We start from the raw sequence: 22219 nt of genomic DNA on the forward strand, positions 1-22219 counted from the left end.
CCGGATCCGGTCTCGCCATTCCACTGACCGACCGGGCGGTATGTAATGCGCACCATGCGCCTCCGCCCCCTGGCCGTTCTCTCCGCTCTCGTCCTGTCGGTGCTCGTCCCGGCGGGCGCGGCCCGCGCCGACCGCGTTCCCGACGACCAGCCGCTCCCCGGATACACGATCGACAATCCGCCGCTGCCGCCCGTCCCGGTGCACGGGAAACCGTCACGGGTGCTCCAGGGCGTCCACCGCCATGCGGCCTACGACATCGAGGTGCCGCCGCAGTGGAACGGCAGGCTGGCGCTCTGGGCCCACGGATACGCAGGTCAGGGTCGCGTGCTCACGGTGGAGCCGCCGCCGTACGGCCTGAGGCAACGCCTGCTCGACCAGGGATACGCATGGGCCGCGTCGTCCTACTACGACAACGGCTACGACGTCCGCGCGGGCGTGCTGAGCACTCGGGACGTGGCCGAGTTGTTCGCCCGCAAAGTGGGACGCCCCCGGCAGCGCATCATCACCGGTGTTTCCATGGGCGGGCACATCATCGGGCGCTCCCTGGAGCAATTCCCCGGCTATTACGACGGCGCGCTTCCCATGTGCGGAGTTCTCGGCGACAACGAGCTGTTCGACTACTTCCTCGACTACAACCTCGTCGCCCAGGACCTGTCCGGCGTCCGCGAGTACCCGGTCACCGAGCAGTACGCGACGGTGACCGTCCCGAAGATCGAGGCGGCGCTCGGGCTGACCGCGCTGCGGCCGGGCGGGCCGGACACGACGAACGAGCGCGGGAAGCAGTTCCGCTCGATCGTCATCAACCGGACGGGCGGGACGCGTCCCGGCGCCGTGCCGTCGTTCGCGTTGTGGAAGGACTTCCCCTTCACGCTGGCCGAGCCGTCCGACCCGGACGCCACCCTCGCCGAGGATCCGGGCCAGGTGGGGACGAACCTGTTCACCCGGTACGAGCCGAACAGGCCGGTGGACGTGAACAGGACGGTCCAGCGGGTGCGGGTCGAGAACCCGCGGGCGCGGCTGTCGAACCGGCTCTCCCAGGTGCCGCGCATCGACGGGCGTCCGGACGTCCCGGTCCTGAGCCTGCACGGGCTGGGGGATCTGTTCGTCCCGTTCTCCATGGAGCAGGCGTACGCGAGGGACGTCGCGCGGAACCACCGGGCGCGGCTGCTCGTCCAGCGGGCCGTCCGCACGACCCAGCACTGCGAGTTCTCGAACGCGGAAGCGGGCACGGCCTGGGACGATCTCGTCCGCTGGATCGACGGGGGCGCGCGGCCCGCGGGTGATGTGACCACGAGGCCGTCAGAGGTGGCGCGTCCCGACTACGGCTGCCGGTTCAGCGATCCCGCCGCCTACGCGGCCGGGACGGGGACGCGGCGGCTGTTCCCCGCCTGCCCGTAGAGGGTTCCGGCCACCCGCGCCCGTGGCCGGATCCCGGCGGATCATCACAGGGCTGTGACCGGCCGACGGACGCGGCGAAGCGCAGGCGGGCGGCCGTCCGCCTGGCAGCGCGCCGGCAGTAGGCTGCTCCGCGTGTCGCCGCAATTGCTTGGTTTGTTGGTTGGTGCCAGTTTCGGTACGGCTTTTGTGCTCGCGAACTCGGGAGAGCCCCTGCCGGGGGCCGCCGGGATCGCGATGCGAATCCTGGCGGTGCTGTGCCTGATCGCGGTGTTGGTGATCGGCTTTCGCGGGGACCGGCGCGAGGGGACGGGGCGCGGCGACGCGCGGCCGGGGTGGTTCGGGCCGCGGTTCGGGCTCGTGGTGCTCGCGGAGTTCGCGCTGATCTTCGGCGGGATCGCCGGGCTGAGGGCGCTGGACGCGCCGCAGGAGATCAATGTCGCCTGGATCGCGCTGATCGTCGGCCTGCATTTCGTCGTGCTGGCACGGGTGTGGAAGAGGGGCGCCATCGCGGTGCCGGGGGTCGTGCTGACCGGTCTCGGAGCAGCCGGAATGATCATGGCTGCGGTGTCGTCCGCGGAGTGGATCCCCTTCGTCAGCGGCGCCCTGTCGGGTGTCACGCTGCTCGCGGGATCGCTGTACGGCGCGGTGCGGCGGTGAGCCGCCTGCCCGCCTGCCCGCCTGCCCGCCTGCCCGTAGAGGGTTCCGGCCACACGCGCCCGTGGCCGGATCCCGGCGGATCATCACAGGTCGGTGGCGATGATCTTCTCGATGTTGCGCTCGGCGAGGGCGGTGATGGTGACGAACGGGTTCACGCTGGTGTTGCCCGGGATGAGCGAGCCGTCGATGGCGTAGAGGCCGGGGTGGCCGTGCAGCCGGCCGTAGTTGTCGGTCGCCCTGTTCAGGACGGCGCCGCCGAGCGGGTGGTAGGTGAGGTGGTCGCCCCAGATCTTGTAGGTGCCGAAGAGGTCGGTCCGGTAGATCGTCCCCTCCCTGCTGTTGATCTTGTCGAAGATCGACTTGGCCATGTCGATGCTGGACTGCTTCCAGGCGGTCTGCCAGTCGAGGTCGACCCGTCCCGCGGAGGCGTTCCAGGAGAACTGGGCCCGGTGCGGGGTGTTGGTGATCGACAGGTAGAACGAGGCGTACGTCTCGATCCCGGTCGGCAGCGGCGCGACCTCGGCGAACGCGCCGCCGGCGTCCCAGTTGTCGATGCCGCCGGTCGGCATGCCCGACTGGAGGCTGCCGGTCGGGTCCCACAGGTGGTTGGCGCGGCCGACCATGACGTTGCCGTTGTCGCCCCAGCCCTTCCCGATCTCGCCGTTCAGGTTGGGCAGCGCACCGGTCGCCTTCAGCTTGACCAGCAGCTTGCTGGTGCCGACGCTGCCGGCGGCGAAGAACACCCGGCCGGCGGTCACCGTCTTGGTCGCCACGACGGCGCCGGTCGTGTCGATCTGCTCGATGGCGACCGTGTACCCGCCGCCGGACGCGGGCGACACCGACGTCACCCGGTGCTGCGCCGAGATGGCGACCCGGCCCGTGGCCTTGGCCTGCGCCAGGTAGGTCTTCTGGAGTGACTTCTTGCCGTAGTTGTTGCCGTAGAGGATCTCGGCGTTGAGCGCCGACTTCGGCACGGCGCCGGCCGCCTCCTGCTTCATGTAGTTGAAGTCGTAGACGTTCGGGACGTAGACGAACTCGAACCCCGAGCGCTGGGCGTGCTTACGTCCGACCCGCGCGTACTGGTAGCAGTCGGTGGTGTCGAACCAGGCCCGGTCGATCTCGTTGACGCCCAGCCCGGCGTTGGCGCGCGGGTAGTAGACGTTGTACATCTCGTCGGCGTTCACCGAGGGCAGGACGGAACTGAACCGCGACCGCTTCGGCGTGACCGCCATACCGCCGTTGACCAGGGAGCCGCCGCCGACACCGCGGCCCTGGTAGACGAGGATGCCGCCGAAGTCCTCGGCGTCCAGGATCCCGGTGTACTTGGGGACGTCCTTGTCGATCGGGAAGCCGAGGAAGTTGCTGAGGGGCTGCTTGGTCCGCGTCCGGAGCCAGTAGGCCCGGTAGTCCGGCGACCTCATGCCCGAGAAGATCTTGCCGTCCGAACCCGGGGTGTCCCAGGTCATGCCCATCTCGACCATGTGGACGTCGACGCCCGCCTGGGCGAGGCGCAGCGCGGCGACCGAGCCGCCGTACCCGGTGCCGATGACGAGGACGGGGACGCGGGCGCCGTTGGGGATCGGCGCCGGCACCGGGGCCGCCGCGGCGCCGGTCCGACCGAGCATGCCCAGCCCGACGATAGAACCGGTTCCAACGATGAAGCCGCGACGGGACACGCTAAGGGACGGGGTGGAGTCACGCATGTGACCTCCCTCACTCGTGAAGTTAGAACGTGTTCTATATGCAAATGTGAGCCGCGTCACGAGCTACCTGAGAGTTTTTCGTGTCCACATGTGGACTACCAAGTGCTTGCTTGGGACCTGGTACATTCCGCGCATGATCTCCGTGGTCGTCTGGGGTACCGGCAACATGGGACGGCTGGCCGTCCGCTCCGTCGAGGCGCATCCGGCGCTCCGGCTGACCGGCGTGATCGTCCACGATCCCGCCAAGGTCGGACGGGACGCGGGCGACCTCGCCGGCCTCGGCCGCGACCTGGGCGTCGCGGCGACCGCCGACGCGGGCGCCGTGCTCGCCGCCCGCCCGCAGGCCGTCGTGTACGCGGCGTCGGGCGACATCCGGCCGGACGACGCGCTCGCCGACGTCCTCACGGCGATCCGCGCCGGGGCCGTCGTCGTCACCCCCGCCCTCTACGCCCTCTACGACCAGCGCGGCGCGCCGCCCGAGATGCGCGCGGAGGTGCTGGACGCCATCACCGAGGGCGGCGGCTCCCTGTTCGCCTCCGGCGTCGACCCCGGGTGGGGCAACGACGTCCTGCCGCTGCTGGTCAGCGGCCTCGCCGGCACGATCGACGTCGTCCGCTGCCAGGAGATCTTCGACTACTCCACCTACGACCAGCCCGACTCCGTCCGGTACCTGGTCGGCATGGGCCAGCCGATGGACTACGAGCCGCCGATGCTCGCCGCGACCGTCCCGACCATGGTGTGGGGCGGCCAGGTCAGGCTGATGGCCCGCGCCCTCGGCGCCGAGCTGGACGAGATCCGCGAGACCGTGGACCGGCGCCCGCTCGACGCCACGATCACCACCGCGTCCATGGGCGAGTTCGAGAAGGGCACGCAGGGCGCGGTGCGGTTCGAGGTCCAGGGCATCGTGGCGGGCGAGCCCCGCATCGTCGTCGAGCACGTCACGCGCATCCACCCGTCCTGCGCGCCCGACTGGCCCGTGCCCCCGGACGGCGACGGCGCCCACCGCGTGGTCATCGAGGGCGTCCCGCGGATCGAGGTCACCGTCGAGGCCACCGACGAGCACGGCAACCGCGCCGCCGGAGGGAACGCCACCGCCGCCGGGCGCCTGGTGAACGCCATCGACTGGCTCGTGGACGCCGAACCGGGGCTCTACGACGCGCTCGACGTTCCCGTCCGTCCCGCCGTGGGCAGACTCGGCAGGACGGCGTCGTGAGCGGCGTCATCAGAGGCGGCATCAGAAGGGCAGGCCCGTGAACATCGAGATCCCCGAGGGCAAGGACCCGATCCAGTACGTGTGGGGCGAGATGGTGCCGGGCATCGGCCCCGCCGCCTCGAACCTCTCCCTCGCCGTCTACGCGCACACCACCCTCGGACTCCGCGAGTTCGAGGCGGCCCGGCTGCGCGTCGCCCAGCTCAACGGCTGCCTGTTCTGCCTCGACTGGCGGACGGACCGCGACGGCGAGAAGGTCGAGGAGGGGTTCGCCGACGCGGTGACCGAATGGCGCACCACCGGCGCCTTCGACGACCGCACCCGCCTGGCCGCCGAGTACGCCGAGCGCTACGTCCTCGACCACCACGGGCTGGACGAGGATTTCTGGACCCGGATGTCCGCCCGCTACACCCAGGCGGAGATCGTGGAGCTGAGCATGTGCATCGGCTCCTGGCTGGCCTTCGGACGCCTCAACCGCGTCCTCGGCCTCGACGCCATGTGCGTCCTGCCCCGTCCCTGAACCGGAGACGGGCCCGGTGCCACCCCGCACCGGGCCCTGGTCTCCGGGCGGAACCGCGAACCCCTTCGGACCCAGAACTCAGCGAATCACGGCCCTCCATGATAGTCAACTATTCCGACTTCTTTAGTAGGAATCAAGCCTCCCGGCCGCCGCCGGGCGGTGCGGAGCGGGGTCAGCCGTCCTCCTCGATATGGGTCAGCTTGTCAGGGTTGGTGACGGCGTAGACGCCGCGGACGCGATGGCCGTCCGGGTCCAGGTCGAGGACCATGACGGCGAACGGCGCGTCCTCGTTGAACAGCACCGCTGACGGGTCGCCGTTGACGGTGCGGTAGATGATGTCCAGCTCCATGGGCCTGCGGGCGGTCGTCCCGGTGATGGCGCGCGCCACCCGGTCGGCCCCGTGGATGGGACGCAGGGCCGCCGTGGCCTTGGACTTGCCGCCGCCGTCCGTCCACAGCGTCACGTCCGGCGCGAGGATGTCCATCAGCGCGTCCAGATCGCCGCCGAGGGCGGCCTGGAGGAACCGCTCCGTCGCCTGCCGCTGCACCTTCGGGTCCGCCTGGTAGCGGGGGCGGCGGGCGTGCACGTGCTCCCGGGCACGGTGCGCGAGCTGCCTGACCGCCGCCGGGCTGCGGTCGAGGATCGGCGCGATCTCGGTGTGCGCGTAGCCGAAGACCTCGTGCAGGACGAACACCGCCCGTTCCAGCGGCGTGAGCGTCTCCAGGACGACCAGCAGCGCCATCGAGACCGCCTCGGTGCGCTCGGTGGACTCGTTCACGTCGTCCCGGACCACCAGCGGCTCGGGCAGCCACGGCCCCACGTACGTCTCGCGGCGGCGGCTGATCGCGGCCTGCCGCGACAGCGCCGTGTTGACCGCGATCCGCACCAGGTAGGCGCGCGGGTTCTCGATCTCCCCGGGGGCCCCGGCGGCGCTGCGGGAGGCCCACGCCAGCCACGTGTCCTGCAGGACGTCCTCGGTGTCGGCGACGCTCCCGATCATGTTGTAGACCACCGAGAACAGCAGCTCCCGGTGATCGGCGAACACCCGCGTCGCGGTGTCGTCCGTGGTCCCCTCGGACATGGTTCGGCCTCCTGTGCGCTCCCCCCTCAGAGGGAGGACGGGCCCCGGAATGTGACATCCGCGGACGAAGTGTGACCTGGACCTCATTGGCGCCGCGCCGCGTCACACTCCCGCCCCCGGATCCGCTCATGGGTCGCGGAACGAATCAGCCAGGGGAACCCGAAGGGCCCTCTGCGCTCCCCGCGCCCGGCGGTCGCCGACGCGGGTCCACCGACCGGAGGTCTCCATGACCGAATCCCCTCCGTCCTTCCTCGCGACGGGACGCGGCAAGCTCACCCTGACCCTGCTGTGCGCCATCGCGTTCCTGGACTTCATCGACGCCTCGATCGTCAACGTGGCGCTGCCCGCGATCCGCGCCGACCTGGACTTCTCCGTCCAGGACCTGCAGTGGGTGCCGTCGGGCTACCTGCTCACCTACGGCGGGTTCATGCTGCTCGGCGGACGGCTCGCCGACCTGCTCGGACGCCGCCGGGTCGTCGTCGCGGGCACCGTGCTGTTCTCGCTGTCGTCGATCGCGGGCGGGCTCGCCACCACGTCCGGGACGCTCATCGCGGCGCGGCTCGCCCAGGGCGCGGGCGCGGCGCTGATGCTGCCGGGCACGCTGTCGATCCTGACGACCACCTTCAAGGAGGGCGGCGACCGCGGCAAGGCGCTCGGCGTGTGGGGCGGCGTCGGCGGCGGCGCGTCGGCCGCCGGGGTCCTGTTCGGCGGGCTGCTCACCGACGGGCCCGGCTGGCGCTGGGTGATGCTCGTGAACGTCCCCGTCTGCGTGATCGTCATCGCCGGGCTGTTCCTGCTCGTCGAGGGCGACCGGCGCACCGCCCGGCTCGCGGGCTTCGACGCGCTCGGCACCGTCCTCGTCACCGGCGCCATGCTGCTGCTGGTGTTCACCCTGGTCAAGGCCCCGGAGGTCGGCTGGGACGCGGGCCGCACGATCGGCGGCCTCGCCGGAGCGGCGGCGCTCCTGCTGGCGTTCCTGGTCAACGAGGAGCGCAGCCGGAACCCGCTGCTCCCGCTGTCGATCTTCCGGATCAGGGGGCTGGCCGCCGCGGACGTCACCCAGCTCGTCGCCGTCGCCGGGTTCCTGTCGATGTTCTTCTTCCTCAGCCTGTACATGGTGAACGTCCTCGGCTACTCGCCGCTGGAGACCGGCTCGGCCTACCTGCCGCTCTGCTTCGGCGTGGCCGTCGCGGCGGGCGCGTCCGCCCCGCTGATCGGACGCGCCGGGACGCGCCCGGTGATGATCGCCGGGCTGCTGCTCGCGGCCGCCGGCATCTACCTGCTGTCGCGCATCCCGGTGGAGGGCCACTACCTCGCCGACCTGCTGCCCGGCCTGATGGTCACCTCGTTCGGGCTCGGCTTCACGTTCGTGGCCGTCACCACCGCGGCCAACGCCAACGTCCCGCCGGACAAGGCCGGGCTCGCGGCGGCGCTGCTCAACGCCTCCCAGCAGATCGGCGGCGCCCTCGGCCTGGCGATCTTCTCCGCGGTCGCCACGTCCCGCACGGACGACCTGCTGGCCGACCACAGGCCCGTGCCCGAGGCGCTCACCGGCGGGTTCTCCCGGGCGCTGCTGGCCAGTTCCCTCTTCCTGGTCGCCGCGGCCGTGGTCGCCCTCCGCGCCGCCAACAGCCGGGGTGAGGCGTCCGCGGCGGAGCCGGAGAGGAAGGCCGGCGCCGTGCCGGTCACCTAGCGGAGAGGCCGCCCACGCCGGGGACCCGGATCAGGGTCGCCCCGAACAGGACGATCAGCCCCGACATCGCCAGCACGAACTGGGACGGCGGCAAGCCGAGCGGAGCCGCGCCGGCCCTCCTCAGGAGGTCGGCCGCGGCTCCCGCCACCAGCGCGGCCAGTGCCAGGCCGAACCGCAGGACGGCGTGGAAGGCCGTGAGGGCCAGGTTCCGGTTCACGCCGCTGAGCGACTCCTGAAGGTAGGTGATGCCGCCCACCAGGGCACTGGTCGCCGCCGCGCCGAACAGCACGGCTCCGATGAACGCCCACGCCACCGTCCCCAGCAGGGCCATGAGGAAGATCACCACCCCCTGCACGGCCGTCCCGACCCGGATCTGCACCGCCAGGTTCCGCACCTTGCGGTGGATGATCAGCAGCCCGACGAGGGCGCCGACCCCGAACAGCACCACCAGCGTCCCGAACCCCACCGGGCCCGCCGCCAGGACGTTCCGCACGAACACCACGCCCAGCGAGAACAGCGCGCCCAGCCCGAGCGACACCACCGCCACCCCCGGCAGGACGCCGCGCACCACGGGCAGCCGCACCGCCGAGAGGAGACCGCGGGGCGACGCCTCCTGCTCGCTGCGCTCGACCTCCCGCCGCTCGACCGGCCCCGGACCGAGATCGGGAATCGAGCGGATGGCGAAGTAGCAGCCCAGGTAGGTCAGGGCGTCCAGCCAGAACACCGCCACGTAGCGCCAGTGGCCTTCCAGGCCGATGTGCTGCGAGAAGTAGAGGATCAGCCCGAACGCGCCCGCCCCCACCGGGATCATCCCGTACGAGGTCGCCATCGTGATGCCGTTGGCGATCTCCAGCGTGCCGGTGTCGTGCCGGTTCTCCTCCTCCTCGATGAGGAACGGGATGGACGCGTCCCGGGCCGGCAGGAAGATCAGGCCCGCAACCTCGATCATGAAGGCCCAGAAGTACACCCACACCAGCCACGGCACGATCGGCAGCGCCACCGCCATGCCCGTCTGGACGAGGGTCGACCACATCAGCACGCTCCGCCGCCGCCACCGCGTCACCACCCGCGCCGCCACCGGCGCGCCGAGCGCGGACGGGAGCAGCCGCAGCACCAGGACGCCGCCGACCGCCGTCGTGGAGTCGCTGAGCTCCAGCACGAAGTACATCAGCGCCAGCGTGCCCATCCAGTCGCCGAACGAGGACACCGTCTGGCCGACGATGAGCCGCCGGAAGTCGCGCTTGTTCAGCTGCTCCCTGAGTCCCATGCGGGCTCCATCCCCGGTGTGTCGTGCTTGGGCGGCGCGTCGAGGACGGAGCCCTTCAGCAGGGCGGCGAGCCGGGCCGCGGCGGCGTCCCAGCTCCAGCGTTCGCACGTCCATCGCCGTCCCGCGGCCCCCATCGCGGCGGCGCGTGCGGGGGAGCCGAGCAGGCGGTGCAGGGCCAGGGCGATCTCGTCCGGTCCGGTGGCGTCGACCAGGACCCCCGTCCGGCCGTCGATCAGGGACTCGGGGCTGCCACCGGACCGGCCGACCACCACAGGAAGCCCCGCCGCGGACGCCTCCAGCACCGACAGGCCGAGCCCCTCGGTCTGCAGCCCCGCCCGGTCGTCGCGGCACGGCAGCGAGAACACGTCGGCGGCGGCGTAGTAGCGCGGCAGCTCCGCCGCGGAGACGGGCCCGGTCACCGTGACCGTCCCGGGCACCTCCCGGTCCGCCATCTCGGTGAGCCTGCGCCGCATCGGACCGTCCCCGACGATCACCAGCCGGGCGTCCGGGCGCCGGCGCACCACGTCCGCCCACGCGCGGATCAGCATGTCGTGGCCCTTGCGCCGCACGAGCCGCGCGACGCTGAGCACCACCGGCCCGTCGCCGAGGCCGTGCCGGCGGCGGACCGCCGTCCCGTCCAGCCCCGGCCGGAACCGCACGGTGTCCACGGCCCCGGCGAGCCGCGCCAGCCGCGTCCGGTCGCCGACGGCGTCCGTCAGCTCCGGCAGCGTGGTCGCGCTGAGATGGGTGAGGACGTCGAACGACCGCGCCGCCGCCCTGAGCGCCAGCCGCGTCGGCGGCGCACGGAACCACCCCAGTTCCTGCCCGTGCGCGGACCCGACCAGCCACCGCACCCCGGCCGCCCGCACCAGCGGCGCGTACATCCCGAACGGCGCCGCCGCCGTGATCCACCCCGCCTCGACCCGGTGCCGCACGACGAGCCGCCGCAGCCCCCGGAACAGCAGGTACGCGTGCCGCCGGACGACGGGGAACCCGAGATCGGCGTCGAACTCCGCGGCCCCCGGCCACGCGGGCGCCACGACGACCAGCCGGTCGGCGGGAAGCCGCCGCACCAACTCCCACGTGAACGTCTGCACCCCGCCGGGCTCCGGTGGAAAATGCCCGGTCAGCACCAACGTCCGTGGTATCTCCATGCGTCCACGATTTCCCGCCCAGCCGCCCCCCAACCAACCCCCGGGCCACTCGTCGATATGCCCTTTACCAAGGTCACCAGCACAACCGTCCAAAGGTAAAGGAAAGGGTGCTGTCTTGAAGAGGTTGCTCATGGCACGGTAAACGAGTGACAAGCAGCGAAGGGCGACCAGACGGACGAGGTGTGACCGGCCGAAGGCCCCGCTCGGCATCGGACACCGATGCGGCGTGTCCAGTCGAGCCGTCTTACGGCCTCGCGGGGCCTTCGCCGACAGTGAATGGCGCGTGGCCGGCCGGCACTTCGCTCGTCTGCAGGTCGGAGAACACCAGCGTCAGGTCAAGTGCGTTGGTCTCGATCCGTACCTCGTGGAAGTCGATTCCAAGTGCCGCAGTCCATTTACCGGCCGACTTCGACTCGGCGACCACGCTCGCCCCAGGATAGAGGACGTGCCATTTCACGCCCCAGAGATAGCCGTAGATATCAACGCCGCTCCGGTAGTCGGTGAGACGGTCGTCCAGCGACTGCGTCCAGGCGTCAGCGGACAGGGTCGTCTGGCAGCGGGCCTCAACGCAATACCGGAACAGGTACCGTAGATGGGCAGGACGAACGCCGGTCACAGGATCTCCGGACGGGCGGACGATGACCTCATAGTCGCGCATGTAGTCGACAAACCCGTGATAGACCACGGCCTGTTTGAAAACCTTGTCGAGCAGCTTCTGAAGGTCCACGGCATCCATGGCGAAGTTGTACACCAACCGTTCCGCAGAATGCGAATGTCAAGCCCATGCTCCGGAGCCCTGGCGGTCGCCCTCGCTTCAGGTGATTCGGGTCGCTTCCACCACTTCGTTGGTGTTCAAGGCGTGCACGGTGGCCTGCCAGCACTCGGACGGGCCGTAGTTGGCTCGGTCGAGGATGCATTCCCAGGAGGTCTCGATCTCGTTCCGCAGGTCGGGGGTCCAGTTTCGGATCGGGGCGTCGCGCAGTCCCGCTGCTCGTAGACGGGCGTTGAAATCGTCTTGTGCCTCCTCCCAGCGGGCGAAGGCGTCGTCCTCGGACTCGCCCGGCGGCCTCGGCATTCCCAGGGCCCTGTTCAGGACCAGATGCCACTCGTCGAAGTGTGAGAGGAGCACCCGCTCGCGCGGGACCCGGCAGGTGAGCAGTACCTGGCCGCGCGATCGGCGGCAACTGTCGACCAGATGCTTGCGGCGGGTGCGTGCCCAGAGCCACAGTGCGCCCTCGCCGCTGGTCGGCAGGCGGGCCGCCATCATCCGGTGGATCCAGTCGTAGGCGTCCCTGAACTCGGCCTCCGCCAGGTCCGGGTCCGTCGTCAGGGTGCCCGTCGTGAGCAGGACCTCGAAGGCCTCGGCCGACTGGACGGTATGAAGCAGCAGCCGCTCCGTGTCGAGGTCGTAACCCATCCGACCGGCGGGCACGGCCTGCTCGGGCTCGGCGTCGCGAACGGGAAAGGGGTGCACACCCGGAGGGCTACTGGACGATGACGGTGGTCTGGGCGGCTTGTTCGTCGGCGGTCCAGCCGTCGTGGCCGGCGTTGGACTTCCAGTGCTTGCCCGCGTAGCGGACTTCGGTCAGGCCGTAGGCCTGGGCGTGGGTGACGGCCCAGCTCGCGACCGCCCAGCCCGAGCGGGGGTTGGTGACCTGGACCGCGTTCCACGATTTCGGGTCGGACGGGGAGCCCGCCTTGAGGGGGCCGGGGCCGCCGACCTTCAGGCGGCTGCCGAAGGCGCGGCGCATCTCCAGGAGGGCCTCGGGGCGGCGGGACGTCGTCTTCTTGTCGGGCGGGTACCAGCAGCGGGCCGTGGCGGGCTCGCGGCCGGTGAAGGCGGTCGCGAGGAGCTTGCCGTCGGGCTCGTGCTGGGCGTAGGCGCGGCCGTCGGCGCTGCGCTGGACCTTCTGCGCCGCGTCGTGCAGGTCGCGGTCGAGGTAGTCCTTGACCTTGACGAGGGCGTCGAAGAACTTGCTGGTGGCCTGGACGGGGTCGCGGAGTTTGTCCGGCGTGCCCCAGCCCTGGGACGGGCGCTGCTGGAACATGCCCACCGAGTCGCGGTCGCCGTTCGGCAGGTTGTGGATGTGCGACTCCTGGATCGCGGTCGCGTAGGCGATCACCACGGCGCGTTCGGGGAGCTGCTTGCGGAACGCGACGGCGGCGACGGTGGCGGCGTTCGCGCCCTGCTCCAGGTCGAGCGGCATCTTGCCCAGGCTCGTGCGCACCTCGCAGCCGGACCCGTGCAGGTACGGGCGCGCTCGCTGGAAGGCCACGTAGACGCCCACGCCCACCAGCAGCACGACGACGCACAGGACCGCGGCCCAGCGGACGCCGCGCCGGCGGCGCCCGCCGCTCGCCCCCTCCTCGGGGCGCGCCTTCAACCTCGCCCAAACAGCCACGCGAAGACAGTACTGGGAGATGGCCACCAGTAAGCTCAGGAGGCATGACCGAAACGTTCACCAGCCCGATCTCCGGCGACATCGACGAGTTGTGGGAGCGGCGCGCCGAGCTGACGCCCGACGACGCCGGGGCGCGCGCGGCGATCGTCGCCGCCGTCGACCAGCTCGACTCCGGGGAGGCCCGCGTGGCCCGGATCGACCCCGCGACCGACGAGGTGGTCGTCGACGAGCGGGCCAAGCGGGCGATCCTGCTGAGCTTCAAGGTCCTCGGCATGGCGCGATCGCAGGTGGGCGACTTCCGGTACCACGACCGCATCCCGTTGAAGACGCGCCTGGACGGCGTGCGCGTCGTGCCCGGCGCCATCGCGCGGTGGGGCGCCCACCTGGCGCCGGGCGTGGTGCTGATGCCGTCGTTCACCAACATCGGCGCCTACGTCGACTCCGGGACGATGGTCGACACCTGGGCCACCGTGGGGTCCTGCGCGCAGGTCGGCAAGAACGTCCACCTGTCGGGCGGCGTCGGCATCGGCGGCGTGCTGGAGCCGCCGAACGCCAAGCCGGTGGTCATCGAGGACGAGGCGATGATCGGCAGCCGGTCCATGATCGTCGAGGGGGCGCGGGTCGGGCGCGGCGCCGTCGTCGGGTCGGGGACGAACCTGTCGGCGTCCATGCCGGTCATCGACGTCGAGACGGGCGAGGAGATCAGCCGCGGGCGCATCCCCGACTGGTGCGTCGCGGTGGGCGGCACCCGTTACAAGGAGTTCAAGGGCGGCACGTTCGGGCTTCCGGCGGTGCTGATCCTCAAGCGGCTGGAGGAGGGGCAGCGCCACGACAAGGCGTCCCTCAACGACATCCTCCGCGACCACGGCATCAACACCTGAGCGGGAACTCGGCGAGCCTGAGGGGACGGTCGGTGAGGACGGCGGCCGAGGCGGCGTAGCCGGGGCCCGCGTCCAGGTCGGCGAGCCGGACGGGGGAGACGGCCGCCTCTCCCTCCCAGGCGACGACCTCGGGGGGCTCGTCGGGGCCGGAGACGTGGATGGCGGTCATCGGGGCGGCCAGGCCGTGGCCGGTGGCCTTCAGGAGCGCCTCCTTGCGGCTCCAGTAGGCGTGGAAGCCGCGCTTCCGGTCGGCCATGGTCCTGAGTACCTCCGCCTCGGCGGCGGTGAGGACCATCCGGGAGAGGCTGTCGACGTCGCGGTCGCTCTCCTGCTCCACGTCCGCCCCGACTTCGGCGCCCTCGACCAGGACGAGCAGGACGCGGTCGCCCGAGTGGGAGAGCGAGAAGTCCAGGCCGCTGCCGGGCAGGCGCGGCTTGCCGTGCTCGTCGCCGCAGTGGGGGCAGCCGGTGGTGAAGTGCAGGTCGTGCGGGGGCCGGCCGGTGGCCTCGGCGAGGACCGTGCGCGCGAGGAACCGCCCGGTGACGAACCGGGCCTTGTCCTCGGCGCGCATGAACCGCGCGTAGCGGTCGCGCTCCCCGTCGTCCAGGAGGTCGCGCATCCGGGGGTCGTCGGCGGGACGCGCCCAATGGACGGCGCACTCCAGTACGGGCATCTCCACGAACGCGATGATAGATAACCTTCGACCATGGGGCTTGATCTGTACTCGGACGTCGCGGGCCTGACGGCGGCGGTCGTCGACATCGAGTCGGTGAGCGGCGGGGAGGAATCCCTGGCCGGAGCCGTCGAGGAGGCGCTGCGGACGCTGCCGCACCTGGCGGTGGAGCGCGTCGGCAACAACGTCGTCGCGCGCACCGATCTCGGACGGGCCGAACGCGTCGTCCTTGCGGGGCACCTCGACACCGTCCCGCTGAACGGCAACCTCCCCTCCCGCGTGGAGGGCGACCGGCTCTACGGCTGCGGCACCACCGACATGAAGAGCGGCGTCGCGGTCGCGCTCCGGCTCGCCGCGACCGTCGAGGCGCCCAGCCGGGACGTCACCTACGTCTTCTACGACTGCGAGGAGGTCGAGGCCGCGCGCAACGGGCTGCGGCATCTCGCGGAGTCCCGGCCCGAACTGCTCGCGGGCGACTTCGCCGTGCTGATGGAGCCGACCGGCGGGTTGATCGAGGGCGGCTGCCAGGGCACGATGCGCGTCCAGGTCACCGCGACGGGGGAGCGGGCGCACAGCGCTCGCGCCTGGATGGGGTCGAACGCGATCCACTCCGCCGGGGCGATCCTGGACGTCCTGCGCGCCTACGAGCCGTCACGTCCGGTCGTGGACGGGCTGGAGTACCACGAGGGCCTGAACGCGGTGTTCATCTCGGGTGGCGTCGCCGGGAACGTCATCCCGGACGAGTGCGTCGTCACCGTGAATTATCGGTTCGCGCCCGACAAGTCCCTCGCCGACGCGGAGGCGTACCTCAGGGAAACCTTCGCCGGCTTCCAGGTGACGGTCACCGACGGCGCGCCCGCCGCCCGCCCCGGGCTGAACCACCCGGCCGCCGCCGCGTTCGCCGCGATGAGCGGCGCCGAGGTCCGCGCCAAGCTCGGCTGGACGGACGTCGCCCGCTTCGCCGAACTCGGTGTCCCGGCCGTCAACTACGGCCCCGGCGAGCCGACCCTCGCGCACACACGGGACGAGTACGTCGAGATCCCCCTCATCGCCGAGTGCGAGCAACGTATGCGCACGTGGCTGGAGGGTCCCATTACCGTGGCTTCATGACAACGGAAGTGAATTCCCGCTCGCGCCGGCAGGGGCCGGCCATGCTGCGGGGGCGGGCCGTCCCCCCGACCACGACCGACCAGCGGCTGCTCGACGGCCGCGGCCCGGTCGACTGGGTGCACGCCGACCCGTGGCGGGTACTGCGGATCCAGGCGGAGTTCGTCGAGGGCTTCGGCCTCCTCGCCGAGCTGCCGAAGGCCGTCAGCGTCTTCGGCAGCGCCCGCACCAAGCCGGACTCCCCGGAGTACGAGCTCGCCGTCGACATCGGCGCCCGCCTGCACGAGGCCGGCTACGCCGTCATCACCGGCGGCGGCCCGGGGATCATGGAGGCGGCCAACAAGGGCTGCGACGAGAACGGCGGCCTGTCGGTCGGCCTCGGCATCGAGCTGCCATTCGAGCAGAAGCTGAACGACCATCTCGACATCGGCCTGGAGTTCCGGTACTTCTTCGTCAGAAAGACGATGTTCGTCAAGTACTCGCAGGCCTTCGTCGTCCTGCCGGGCGGGTTCGGGACGCTGGACGAGCTGTTCGAGGCGATCACCCTCGTCCAGACCAAGAAGATCACCCGCTTCCCGATCGTGCTGGTCGGCACGCGGTTCTGGGGCGGCCTGCTCGACTGGGTCAAGGAGTCGATGCTGACCTCCGGCAAGATCTCGCCGCAGGACATCGACCTGTTCCACCTCACCGACGACCCGGAGGAGGTCGTCAAGATCATTATCGAGGGCCACACCCGGGCCGAGCAGGAGATCATCGAGTCCCGCGCCGCGGTCGAGGCGGCCGACAGCGCCGGGGAGTAGCCCCCGCCCTGGACCTGCATGATCGGGCCGATCATGCAGGTCCAGGCGATCCCCGTGCGCGGATCGGCTACCCGGGCGCCACGCTCGTCCACTCGGCCACGATCTCGGCGCCGCCGGGAGCCGTGACCTGTGCGCCGTCGGCCGACACGAAGTAGTCGGTGTCGGTGATCCGCGAGGTCTTCGGGTCGATGACCAGGTTCGCCTTCCGCCCCCCGCCGAAGGAGATCGACAGGCCCTGCCCGCCCTTGACGGGGCCGAGGTCCTTGACGTCGGGGTAGGAGGCGGCCGCGCGGAAGGCGGCGGCGCGGACCTGCGGCGGTGCCGGCAGCTGGGAGAGCAGGGACAGCAGCCCCTCGAAGACGAATCGCTCCTGCGCGGCCGCGTCGGGGCGCCCGGCGCTGGTCGTGACGTCGCTCTTCTTCACGGCGGCGGCGATCCACGCCTTCAGCCCGCCCGGCGTGGCCGGCAGCTCCTGCAGCTGCGCGAGCGTCACGGCGGGCCCGCCCAGCCGGAACGGAGCGGGCCGGGTGAGCATGACCACCCTGCCCTGGGTCTTCCCTCCCTTCCACCAGACCCGGCCGTCGCGCCGGGTCCAGCTCTCCATGGTGGTGCGCGCACCGCCGTCGCGGTCGGTGTAGATCGTCTTGACGTGCCAGTACGTACCGGAACCCGCGGGCGCCTTCAACGCGGTGGTGGCGGCCACGAGCAGGACCTGCCGACCGGAGGGGGAGCCCGTGGCGGACAGGGACGGACTCTCCTTCGCCCCCTCGGCGCCCCCGGTGCCGGCGATCCCGACCACCACCGCGGCGGCCGCGGTGGCCGCGGCGATTCCCGCCGAGGCCAGGATGACGGGCCGCCGTCGTGCGGAACGGCGCGAGGCCTGCTCGGCCGGTCGAAGGTCCTGGTCGATCTCGCTCATCACGAACTCCCGGAGTCGTTGGTGACGGTCGCCCGGAAGGTCCCGCTCCACCGGAGCCGGCAGCAGCCGTGCCAGCTCCTCGTGTTCGTTCGAGTTCGGCTGAGTCGGGGTGGGGTTCATCGGGTTCTCTCCTGAGCGGACCGGACCGCGATCGCGCGGTCATCCTCTTCCTGTCCGTGGCCGGGAAGCGGTTCCCGGCGTTCTCCGGGCGGCCCCGCACTCGCGGTGGCGAGCCTTTCCAGCTTCTTGCGTGCGCGCGACAACCGGGAGCGCACGGTGCCGACCGGCACGCCGAGCGCTTCGGCGGCCTCGGCATAGCCGAGCCCGGACCAGACGCACAGCGCCAGCACCTCGCGCTCGGGCTTGCGCAGCGCCGCCAGGGCCGTGCGCATCAGGGCGAGCCGCTCGCGGTCGTCGATGCGGGACGTGACCTCGTCGGTGAAGTCCGGCACGACGTCGTTCCTCGGAAGCCGCGCCAGGGCGCCGTCATGGCGCCGGGCGGCGCGGCGCACGTTGCGGGCGATGTTGGTCGCGATGCCCAGCAGCCATGGACGCAGCGACCCCTCGACCTCGACGTCGACCCTCTCGCGCAGCCGCCATGACTCCAGGAAGGTCAGCGACACGACGTCTTCTGCGGTCGACCAGTTCCCCGTCAGGCGGAACGCGTGGTTGTACACCGAGCGCACATGTTCGTCGAACAGTTCTCTGAACGCATCCGGATCCCCGGAGTGAACCCGGGCACGCATACTCATCTCCACAGGAAGGACTGTTCGCCGGAGCGACCGGGTTCCCGTGAGCTACCTCACATGGCGACCGGCTCATCCACTGACGATCACGGCCGTCGGGGTCACGATCGCAAGCGCCACCTGCCCGATGACCAGGACCGGGCGGATCCGCGAGGTCACCGTCCAGGGGGACCGGAGGAGCAGCGCGATGACGCCGGCGGCGCCGCTGCCCCAGAAGCACCACCAAGCGATGGGCAGGAGGACGTCGGAGGCCGGATCGCACTGCTCCCCGTAGGTGAGGCATCGGCCGTACTCCGGGGTCGCGAGCACGGCGATCCAGGCGAGCACGGTGACGGGAAGGAGCAGGGCGAGCGTGCTCGCCGCGGCCACTCGCCAGCCCGAGCGCTTCCGAGGGCCGGCAACGGTGTTCTCTATGGTCACGAGCCCAGTGAACAGTTCTCCGGTCGCCTGATCGATCCGTGCCTCTACTCATGTTCGTACGCTGCGGTACTCAGACGGGACCCCGGCGACACCGGCTCAGGGGCGGAGGACGCGGTAGCGCAGGTGCAGGACGGCCTGCGCGGGGTCCCCGGTCTCCGGCGTGGCCAACCGGCGGATCAGGCGCAGTTCGCGGTGGTCGGGCGGCAGGTGGTCGAACAGGCGGCGGCCCTGACCGAGCAGGACGGGGACGACGTGCAGTTCGAGCTCGTCCAGTTCCCCGGCCCGCAGCAGCGCCTGCGCGGCCCCCGCGCCGTGGACCATCACGTCGCCGTCCCCCGCCGCCGCGCGGGCCAGTTCGGCGCATTCGCGGACGTCGGTGACGTAGCGGACGCTTCCCGGCGGCCGGTCGTCCGGGACCGCGTGGGTCAGGACGAAGATCGGCACGCCGTCGTGGTGGTCGCCCTGCCAGCGGCCCGCCAGCTCGTAGGTGCGGCGGCCCGAGATGACGGCGCGGGTGGCCATCGCCTCCCCGTAGACCTGGCCGCTCGGTCCGGGGTCGTTCCTCCGGTCGAGCCAGTTGAAGAGGCGGAAGCCGCCGGTGCCCAGGGGAGCGTCGGGGCCGTCGTGCGGCCCGGCGACGTAACCGTCCAGGGAGATCGTCATGTAGAGCCGGATGGTCGCCATCGGGCGGGTTCCTTTCGTGAGGGCGGCGTCGGCCGCCCTTCCAGCATGCGGGGCGGCGGCCGCGCGGCTGAATCCCAGGTTTCTGGGATGGCGCCCCGATGTAGGGTCGGCGCGTGGTCAACGCGGCGGCGGCGCCCGGGCGCGTCCGCGACGACCTGGTGAGGCTGGCCCACCGCGGTCTGGCGGTGGCGGAGTTCTCACGGGCCGTCGGCGACGTGCTGGGCCGTGCCGTGCCCGCCGAGGGCACCTGCCTCATGACGACCGATCCGGCGACCCTGCTGCCGACCGCGGAGTACGTCGAGAACGGCCTGCCCGCGCCCGAGATGGTCCGGCTCCTGGAGATCGAGGCGCGCGAGCCGGACTTCAACAAGTGGGTCCACCTGGCCCGCGCGGACCGCCCGGCGGCCAGCCTGAGCGAGGCGACCGCCGGGGATCTCGACCGCAGCCCGCGGCAGCGGGAGATCCGCCGTCCCGGCGGCTTCGCCGACGAGATGCGCGTCGTCCTCGCGGGCGGCGCCGCGACCTGGGGCGTGCTCACCGTGTTCCGCGAGGCCGGGCGCCCGTACTTCGCGCCGGACGAGGTGGGGCTCGTGTCGTCGCTGGCCGGGCCGATCGCCGACGGGCTGCGGCGCGGCCTGCTGCTGGAGAGCGCGCGGGCCGGCGACGCCGGCGTCGGCGTGCTGGTCCTCGACGCCGACGACGGTGTGAGCATGGCCGACGAGACCGCGGACCGGTGGCTGGACGAGCTGGGCGCGGGCGTCCGGCCCGGTGCCCGGCTGCCGCTGGTCGTGCACGCCGCGGCCCGCCAGGCGCGGGCCCTCCGTGAAACGGCCGCGGGGGAGCGGTCCGCGCCGGGGGGCCTCCGGGCGGCCAGGGCCCGGGTGCGCACCGGGACCGGCCGATGGCTGATCGTCCGGGCCTCGCTGATGGGGAACGGCCCGGCGGCGCCGGTCGCGGTGATGCTCGAAGCGGCCCGCCCGGCCGAGATGGCGCCGCTGATCGTCGACGCGTACGGCTTCACCGAGCGGGAGCGGCGGGTCACCGAACTCGTCGCGCGGGGCCTGTCCACCCGGCAGATCGCCGGACGGCTGCGCGTGTCGCCCTACACCGTGCAGGACCACCTGAAGTCGATCTTCGCCAAGTCGGGTGCGGCGTCCCGCGGCGACCTGGTGGCCCGGATCTTCTTCGACCATTACGCGGGCCCGCTGGGTCTGGGCGACGTGGCACGGTCCACCGCCGGGTGGCCGTAATCGGTCACATGGCCCCGTTCACGATGTGCTGGGGTTGGGGGAGGGCGCCGTAAGCGGATGCTGACCGGCGGGCCGCGAGGCGATCTCCGCGCTGGTGGGCTACTTCCACGGCCTGATCTCGGGCGCCTGGCACTGCGCCTGGCGGCATCTGGACCGGCCGTCCGAAGCGTTCGGGCGGGTCGGCGACTGGATCGAGGAGACGCTGCGCCTGGAGGCCCCGGCGCTGGCCGACGGGCGGACGGTCACCGCGGAGTTCACCCTGCACGGCGTGACCGTCCCCGCCGGGGCCCGCATGCTGCTGGTGATCGGCGCGGCCGACCGCGACCCGCGCGTGTTCGCCGAGCCCGACCGGTTCGACCTGGGCCGCGACACCACGGCCAAGATCAGTTTCGGGTCGGGGCGACGGCGCCGTAGAGCTGCCCGGCGCCGGGCGCCACGGGAACGGCGCCCTTCAGGCACCCTCGCGGTAGCGCGGGTTGGTGGCATGCCATTCGAAGCCGCCGCCCATCCAGGCCCGCAGCCCGCGCAGGAACCGCTGCAACTCGGGGGAGGGGACGCCCGCGAGCTCCCGGTGGCCGGCCTCGAAGTCGCGGACGAGGTCGTTGTGCAGGCGCACGGCGGTCTCGGTCGCCTCCTCCACCGAGCAGCCCTCGTCCGCGGCGATCAGCAGCACCAGGTTGCAGACCGGGTTCTCGTCGGCGGCGTCCTTGGCCACCGAGTGCAGGTCGTTGACGATCACGCTCGCCGTCCCGGCCCGGAAGGCGGCGCGGCGGACGCGCGGGTCGTAGTACAGCTGGGCCGGGACCTCGTAGCCGCCGAGGACGTCGATGAGCGTCATCGAGGTGTAGAAGCTGTCGTGCTGCCGCGCCGCCAGATACTCCCAGGCGGGCGGGTGCTCGCCCTTCTCGCGCCAGGCCGCGTAGGCCGTCCAGCTCACGAACATGGCGAAGGTGGAGTAGCAGATCCGCTGGACCTGCACGGGGGACGCGTGGCGCTTCAGGTGGTCGACCGCCGAGCCGAGCATCCGCAGGACGACGTCGCCCTGGAGGGCCTCGCTCAGCGGCGGGGTGAACTCGCCCGCGGGCGGGAGGGGGTCCATCGCCGACATCACCAGCGTGAGGCGCTGCGGCAGCATCGCGGGCAGGGCGCCGAGGGCGGTGTCGTCGGCGTAGTAGTCGTCGGCCGCCCACCACCCGGCGTTCATCTGCGCGGCGACGAGCAGGGCGTCCGGGTCGTCGGTGTCGGGGTGGGCGAGGGTGACCAGCCGACCGAAGGCCGCCTTGCCGAGCGCGTCGAGCTCGTGGTCGTCGAACCCGCGGTCGCGCGCCCAGGAGGCCAGCCGGGCGTCGACCTCGGCGGCGAGGGCGTCGTCGGCGCGCTCGGGGAGCGGGCAGTAGAGCGGGGAGTGCGACCCGTCCCCCCAGGCGCGCTCGACGTAGCCGGGCCCGCCGCCGCCGACCGGCCGCGGATGCCTCCCGGCCAGGAGGTCGCCGTAGGACGGCTCCCGGCTGGGACGGGCCGCGGCGATCAGCGACGGCAGGGACACCGCCTCGGTCCCCACTCCGGACGGTCGCTCCGGCCGGGGTTCCGCGGACGAGCCGTACGGCGCGCGCCGGCCGCTGCACCCGTGGTGCGTCGTTTCCATGGTCTGCTC

Annotated in this window: 22 protein-coding genes and 1 pseudogene; 10 read left to right on the forward strand and 13 right to left on the reverse strand. The window is 71.9% G+C overall.

Translation table 11 applies throughout. The features are described from left to right. Window positions 1-54: 54 nt before the first annotated feature. Window positions 55-1398: a hypothetical protein gene (locus tag AB0H37_RS13405; RefSeq protein ID WP_360612670.1), complete on the forward strand. Its 1344-nt coding sequence runs from the start codon at window positions 55-57 to the stop codon at window positions 1396-1398. A gap of 132 nt (window positions 1399-1530) precedes the next feature. Further along, window positions 1531-2055, forward strand: coding sequence for a hypothetical protein (locus tag AB0H37_RS13410; protein WP_329094555.1), 525 nt, complete (start codon window positions 1531-1533; stop codon window positions 2053-2055). An 83-nt stretch (window positions 2056-2138) separates the two neighbouring features. Here the strand turns inward: AB0H37_RS13410 and AB0H37_RS13415 are convergent, their stop codons facing one another. After that, the gene (locus AB0H37_RS13415; RefSeq protein WP_360612672.1) at window positions 2139-3680 is read right to left on the reverse strand and encodes a GMC oxidoreductase; all 1542 of its coding nucleotides are present in this window, start codon (window positions 3678-3680) and stop codon (window positions 2139-2141) included. A gap of 211 nt (window positions 3681-3891) precedes the next feature. Between AB0H37_RS13415 and AB0H37_RS13420 the strand changes: the two genes are divergently transcribed. Both AB0H37_RS13420 and AB0H37_RS13425 read left to right on the forward strand, forming a co-directional pair. Beyond that, window positions 3892-4971: a dihydrodipicolinate reductase gene (locus tag AB0H37_RS13420; protein WP_360612674.1), complete on the forward strand. Its 1080-nt coding sequence runs from the start codon at window positions 3892-3894 to the stop codon at window positions 4969-4971. Window positions 4972-5008: 37 nt separating this feature from the next. Continuing rightward, window positions 5009-5488, forward strand: a complete 480-nt coding sequence (locus AB0H37_RS13425; RefSeq protein WP_329094552.1) for a carboxymuconolactone decarboxylase family protein — start codon at window positions 5009-5011, stop codon at window positions 5486-5488. Between the two features lie 172 nt (window positions 5489-5660). Here AB0H37_RS13425 and sigJ read toward each other — a convergent pair whose 3' ends face one another. Then, on the reverse strand, window positions 5661-6569 hold the full coding sequence (gene sigJ / locus AB0H37_RS13430) for an RNA polymerase sigma factor SigJ (RefSeq protein WP_360612676.1): 909 nt from the start codon (window positions 6567-6569) through the stop codon (window positions 5661-5663). Window positions 6570-6795: 226 nt separating this feature from the next. On the opposite strand from sigJ, the gene AB0H37_RS13435 reads away from it, so the two are divergent. Continuing rightward, complete coding sequence (locus AB0H37_RS13435) at window positions 6796-8262, forward strand: MFS transporter (RefSeq protein WP_360612677.1); 1467 nt, start codon at window positions 6796-6798, stop codon at window positions 8260-8262. Here AB0H37_RS13435 and AB0H37_RS13440 read toward each other — a convergent pair. From AB0H37_RS13440 to AB0H37_RS13460, 5 genes are all read right to left on the reverse strand, one after another. Beyond that, complete coding sequence (locus AB0H37_RS13440; protein WP_360612679.1) at window positions 8255-9529, reverse strand: MFS transporter; 1275 nt, start codon at window positions 9527-9529, stop codon at window positions 8255-8257. The genes AB0H37_RS13435 and AB0H37_RS13440 overlap by 8 nt on opposite strands. After that, complete coding sequence (locus AB0H37_RS13445; protein ID WP_360612681.1) at window positions 9508-10683, reverse strand: glycosyltransferase family 4 protein; 1176 nt, start codon at window positions 10681-10683, stop codon at window positions 9508-9510. Before AB0H37_RS13445 ends, AB0H37_RS13440 begins: the two co-directional genes overlap by 22 nt. Window positions 10684-10927: 244 nt before the next feature. Further along, window positions 10928-11434, reverse strand: coding sequence for a hypothetical protein (locus AB0H37_RS13450; RefSeq protein ID WP_360612683.1), 507 nt, complete (start codon window positions 11432-11434; stop codon window positions 10928-10930). A gap of 63 nt (window positions 11435-11497) precedes the next feature. Continuing rightward, window positions 11498-12157: a DUF3841 domain-containing protein gene (locus AB0H37_RS13455; protein WP_360612685.1), complete on the reverse strand. Its 660-nt coding sequence runs from the start codon at window positions 12155-12157 to the stop codon at window positions 11498-11500. Window positions 12158-12167: 10 nt separating this feature from the next. Beyond that, complete coding sequence (locus AB0H37_RS13460; protein ID WP_229810430.1) at window positions 12168-13085, reverse strand: hypothetical protein; 918 nt, start codon at window positions 13083-13085, stop codon at window positions 12168-12170. A gap of 44 nt (window positions 13086-13129) precedes the next feature. On the opposite strand from AB0H37_RS13460, the gene AB0H37_RS13465 reads away from it, so the two are divergent. Continuing rightward, complete coding sequence (locus tag AB0H37_RS13465) at window positions 13130-13966, forward strand: 2,3,4,5-tetrahydropyridine-2,6-dicarboxylate N-succinyltransferase (RefSeq protein WP_179832942.1); 837 nt, start codon at window positions 13130-13132, stop codon at window positions 13964-13966. Here the strand turns inward: AB0H37_RS13465 and AB0H37_RS13470 are convergent. Then, a complete protein-coding gene (locus AB0H37_RS13470) occupies window positions 13956-14639 on the reverse strand; it encodes a 4'-phosphopantetheinyl transferase superfamily protein (RefSeq protein WP_329098372.1) in 684 nt (227 codons plus the stop codon). The genes AB0H37_RS13465 and AB0H37_RS13470 overlap by 11 nt on opposite strands. 33 nt (window positions 14640-14672) lie before the next feature. On the opposite strand from AB0H37_RS13470, the gene dapE reads away from it, so the two are divergent. Together dapE and AB0H37_RS13480 are read left to right on the forward strand one after the other, a co-directional pair. After that, window positions 14673-15749, forward strand: a complete 1077-nt coding sequence (gene dapE, locus AB0H37_RS13475; RefSeq protein WP_360612687.1) for a succinyl-diaminopimelate desuccinylase — start codon at window positions 14673-14675, stop codon at window positions 15747-15749. After that, complete coding sequence (locus tag AB0H37_RS13480) at window positions 15746-16546, forward strand: TIGR00730 family Rossman fold protein (RefSeq protein WP_329094539.1); 801 nt, start codon at window positions 15746-15748, stop codon at window positions 16544-16546. Before dapE ends, AB0H37_RS13480 begins: the two co-directional genes overlap by 4 nt. 67 nt (window positions 16547-16613) lie before the next feature. Here the strand turns inward: AB0H37_RS13480 and AB0H37_RS13485 are convergent, their stop codons facing one another. The 4 genes from AB0H37_RS13485 to AB0H37_RS13500 form a co-directional block, all read right to left on the reverse strand. Beyond that, entirely contained in the window at window positions 16614-17585 is a 972-nt protein-coding gene (locus AB0H37_RS13485) for a CU044_5270 family protein (protein ID WP_360612690.1), read from the reverse strand. After that, a complete protein-coding gene (locus AB0H37_RS13490) occupies window positions 17582-18211 on the reverse strand; it encodes an RNA polymerase sigma factor (RefSeq protein ID WP_360612692.1) in 630 nt (209 codons plus the stop codon). The genes AB0H37_RS13485 and AB0H37_RS13490 overlap by 4 nt, the downstream gene beginning before the upstream one ends. 72 nt (window positions 18212-18283) lie before the next feature. Continuing rightward, window positions 18284-18631 carry a hypothetical protein gene (locus AB0H37_RS13495; protein ID WP_329094537.1) on the reverse strand — a complete coding sequence of 116 codons (348 nt, stop codon included), beginning with the start codon at window positions 18629-18631 and terminating at the stop codon, window positions 18284-18286. A gap of 96 nt (window positions 18632-18727) precedes the next feature. Continuing rightward, window positions 18728-19315 (reverse strand): dihydrofolate reductase family protein, encoded by a 588-nt coding sequence (locus AB0H37_RS13500; RefSeq protein ID WP_360612694.1) that lies wholly within the window; start codon window positions 19313-19315, stop codon window positions 18728-18730. A gap of 113 nt (window positions 19316-19428) precedes the next feature. Here AB0H37_RS13500 and AB0H37_RS13505 point away from each other — a divergent pair, with 113 nt between their 5' ends. Together AB0H37_RS13505 and AB0H37_RS13510 are read left to right on the forward strand one after the other, a co-directional pair. Then, window positions 19429-20565 (forward strand): LuxR C-terminal-related transcriptional regulator, encoded by a 1137-nt coding sequence (locus AB0H37_RS13505; RefSeq protein WP_360612696.1) that lies wholly within the window; start codon window positions 19429-19431, stop codon window positions 20563-20565. Between the two features lie 94 nt (window positions 20566-20659). Next, window positions 20660-20956, forward strand: a pseudogene (locus tag AB0H37_RS13510) (cytochrome P450); the annotation flags it as partial. 60 nt (window positions 20957-21016) lie between these two features. Here AB0H37_RS13510 and AB0H37_RS13515 read toward each other — a convergent pair. Next, window positions 21017-22210 carry a family 2 encapsulin nanocompartment cargo protein terpene cyclase gene (locus tag AB0H37_RS13515; protein WP_329094533.1) on the reverse strand — a complete coding sequence of 398 codons (1194 nt, stop codon included), beginning with the start codon at window positions 22208-22210 and terminating at the stop codon, window positions 21017-21019. Between the last annotated feature and the right edge of the window lie 9 nt (window positions 22211-22219).

Source organism: Actinomadura sp. NPDC023710, assembly GCF_040639875.1.
Taxonomy (GTDB): domain Bacteria; phylum Actinomycetota; class Actinomycetes; order Streptosporangiales; family Streptosporangiaceae; genus Spirillospora; species Spirillospora citrea.

Coding starts and splice junctions, on each gene's coding strand:
- AB0H37_RS13405 (WP_360612670.1), top strand. CDS start 55: ATGCGCCTCCGCCCCCTGGCCGTTCTCTCCGCTCTCGTCCTGTCGGTG.
- AB0H37_RS13415 (WP_360612672.1), bottom strand. CDS start 3,680: ATGCTCGGTCGGACCGGCGCCGCGGCGGCCCCGGTGCCGGCGCCGATC.
- AB0H37_RS13420 (WP_360612674.1), top strand. CDS start 3,892: ATGATCTCCGTGGTCGTCTGGGGTACCGGCAACATGGGACGGCTGGCC.
- sigJ (WP_360612676.1), bottom strand. CDS start 6,569: ATGTCCGAGGGGACCACGGACGACACCGCGACGCGGGTGTTCGCCGAT.
- AB0H37_RS13435 (WP_360612677.1), top strand. CDS start 6,796: ATGACCGAATCCCCTCCGTCCTTCCTCGCGACGGGACGCGGCAAGCTC.
- AB0H37_RS13440 (WP_360612679.1), bottom strand. CDS start 9,529: ATGGGACTCAGGGAGCAGCTGAACAAGCGCGACTTCCGGCGGCTCATC.
- AB0H37_RS13445 (WP_360612681.1), bottom strand. CDS start 10,683: ATGGAGATACCACGGACGTTGGTGCTGACCGGGCATTTTCCACCGGAG.
- AB0H37_RS13465 (WP_179832942.1), top strand. CDS start 13,130: ATGACCGAAACGTTCACCAGCCCGATCTCCGGCGACATCGACGAGTTG.
- AB0H37_RS13470 (WP_329098372.1), bottom strand. CDS start 14,639: ATGCCCGTACTGGAGTGCGCCGTCCATTGGGCGCGTCCCGCCGACGAC.
- dapE (WP_360612687.1), top strand. CDS start 14,673: ATGGGGCTTGATCTGTACTCGGACGTCGCGGGCCTGACGGCGGCGGTC.
- AB0H37_RS13480 (WP_329094539.1), top strand. CDS start 15,746: ATGACAACGGAAGTGAATTCCCGCTCGCGCCGGCAGGGGCCGGCCATG.
- AB0H37_RS13485 (WP_360612690.1), bottom strand. CDS start 17,585: ATGAACCCCACCCCGACTCAGCCGAACTCGAACGAACACGAGGAGCTG.
- AB0H37_RS13490 (WP_360612692.1), bottom strand. CDS start 18,211: ATGCGTGCCCGGGTTCACTCCGGGGATCCGGATGCGTTCAGAGAACTG.
- AB0H37_RS13500 (WP_360612694.1), bottom strand. CDS start 19,315: ATGGCGACCATCCGGCTCTACATGACGATCTCCCTGGACGGTTACGTC.
- AB0H37_RS13515 (WP_329094533.1), bottom strand. CDS start 22,210: ATGGAAACGACGCACCACGGGTGCAGCGGCCGGCGCGCGCCGTACGGC.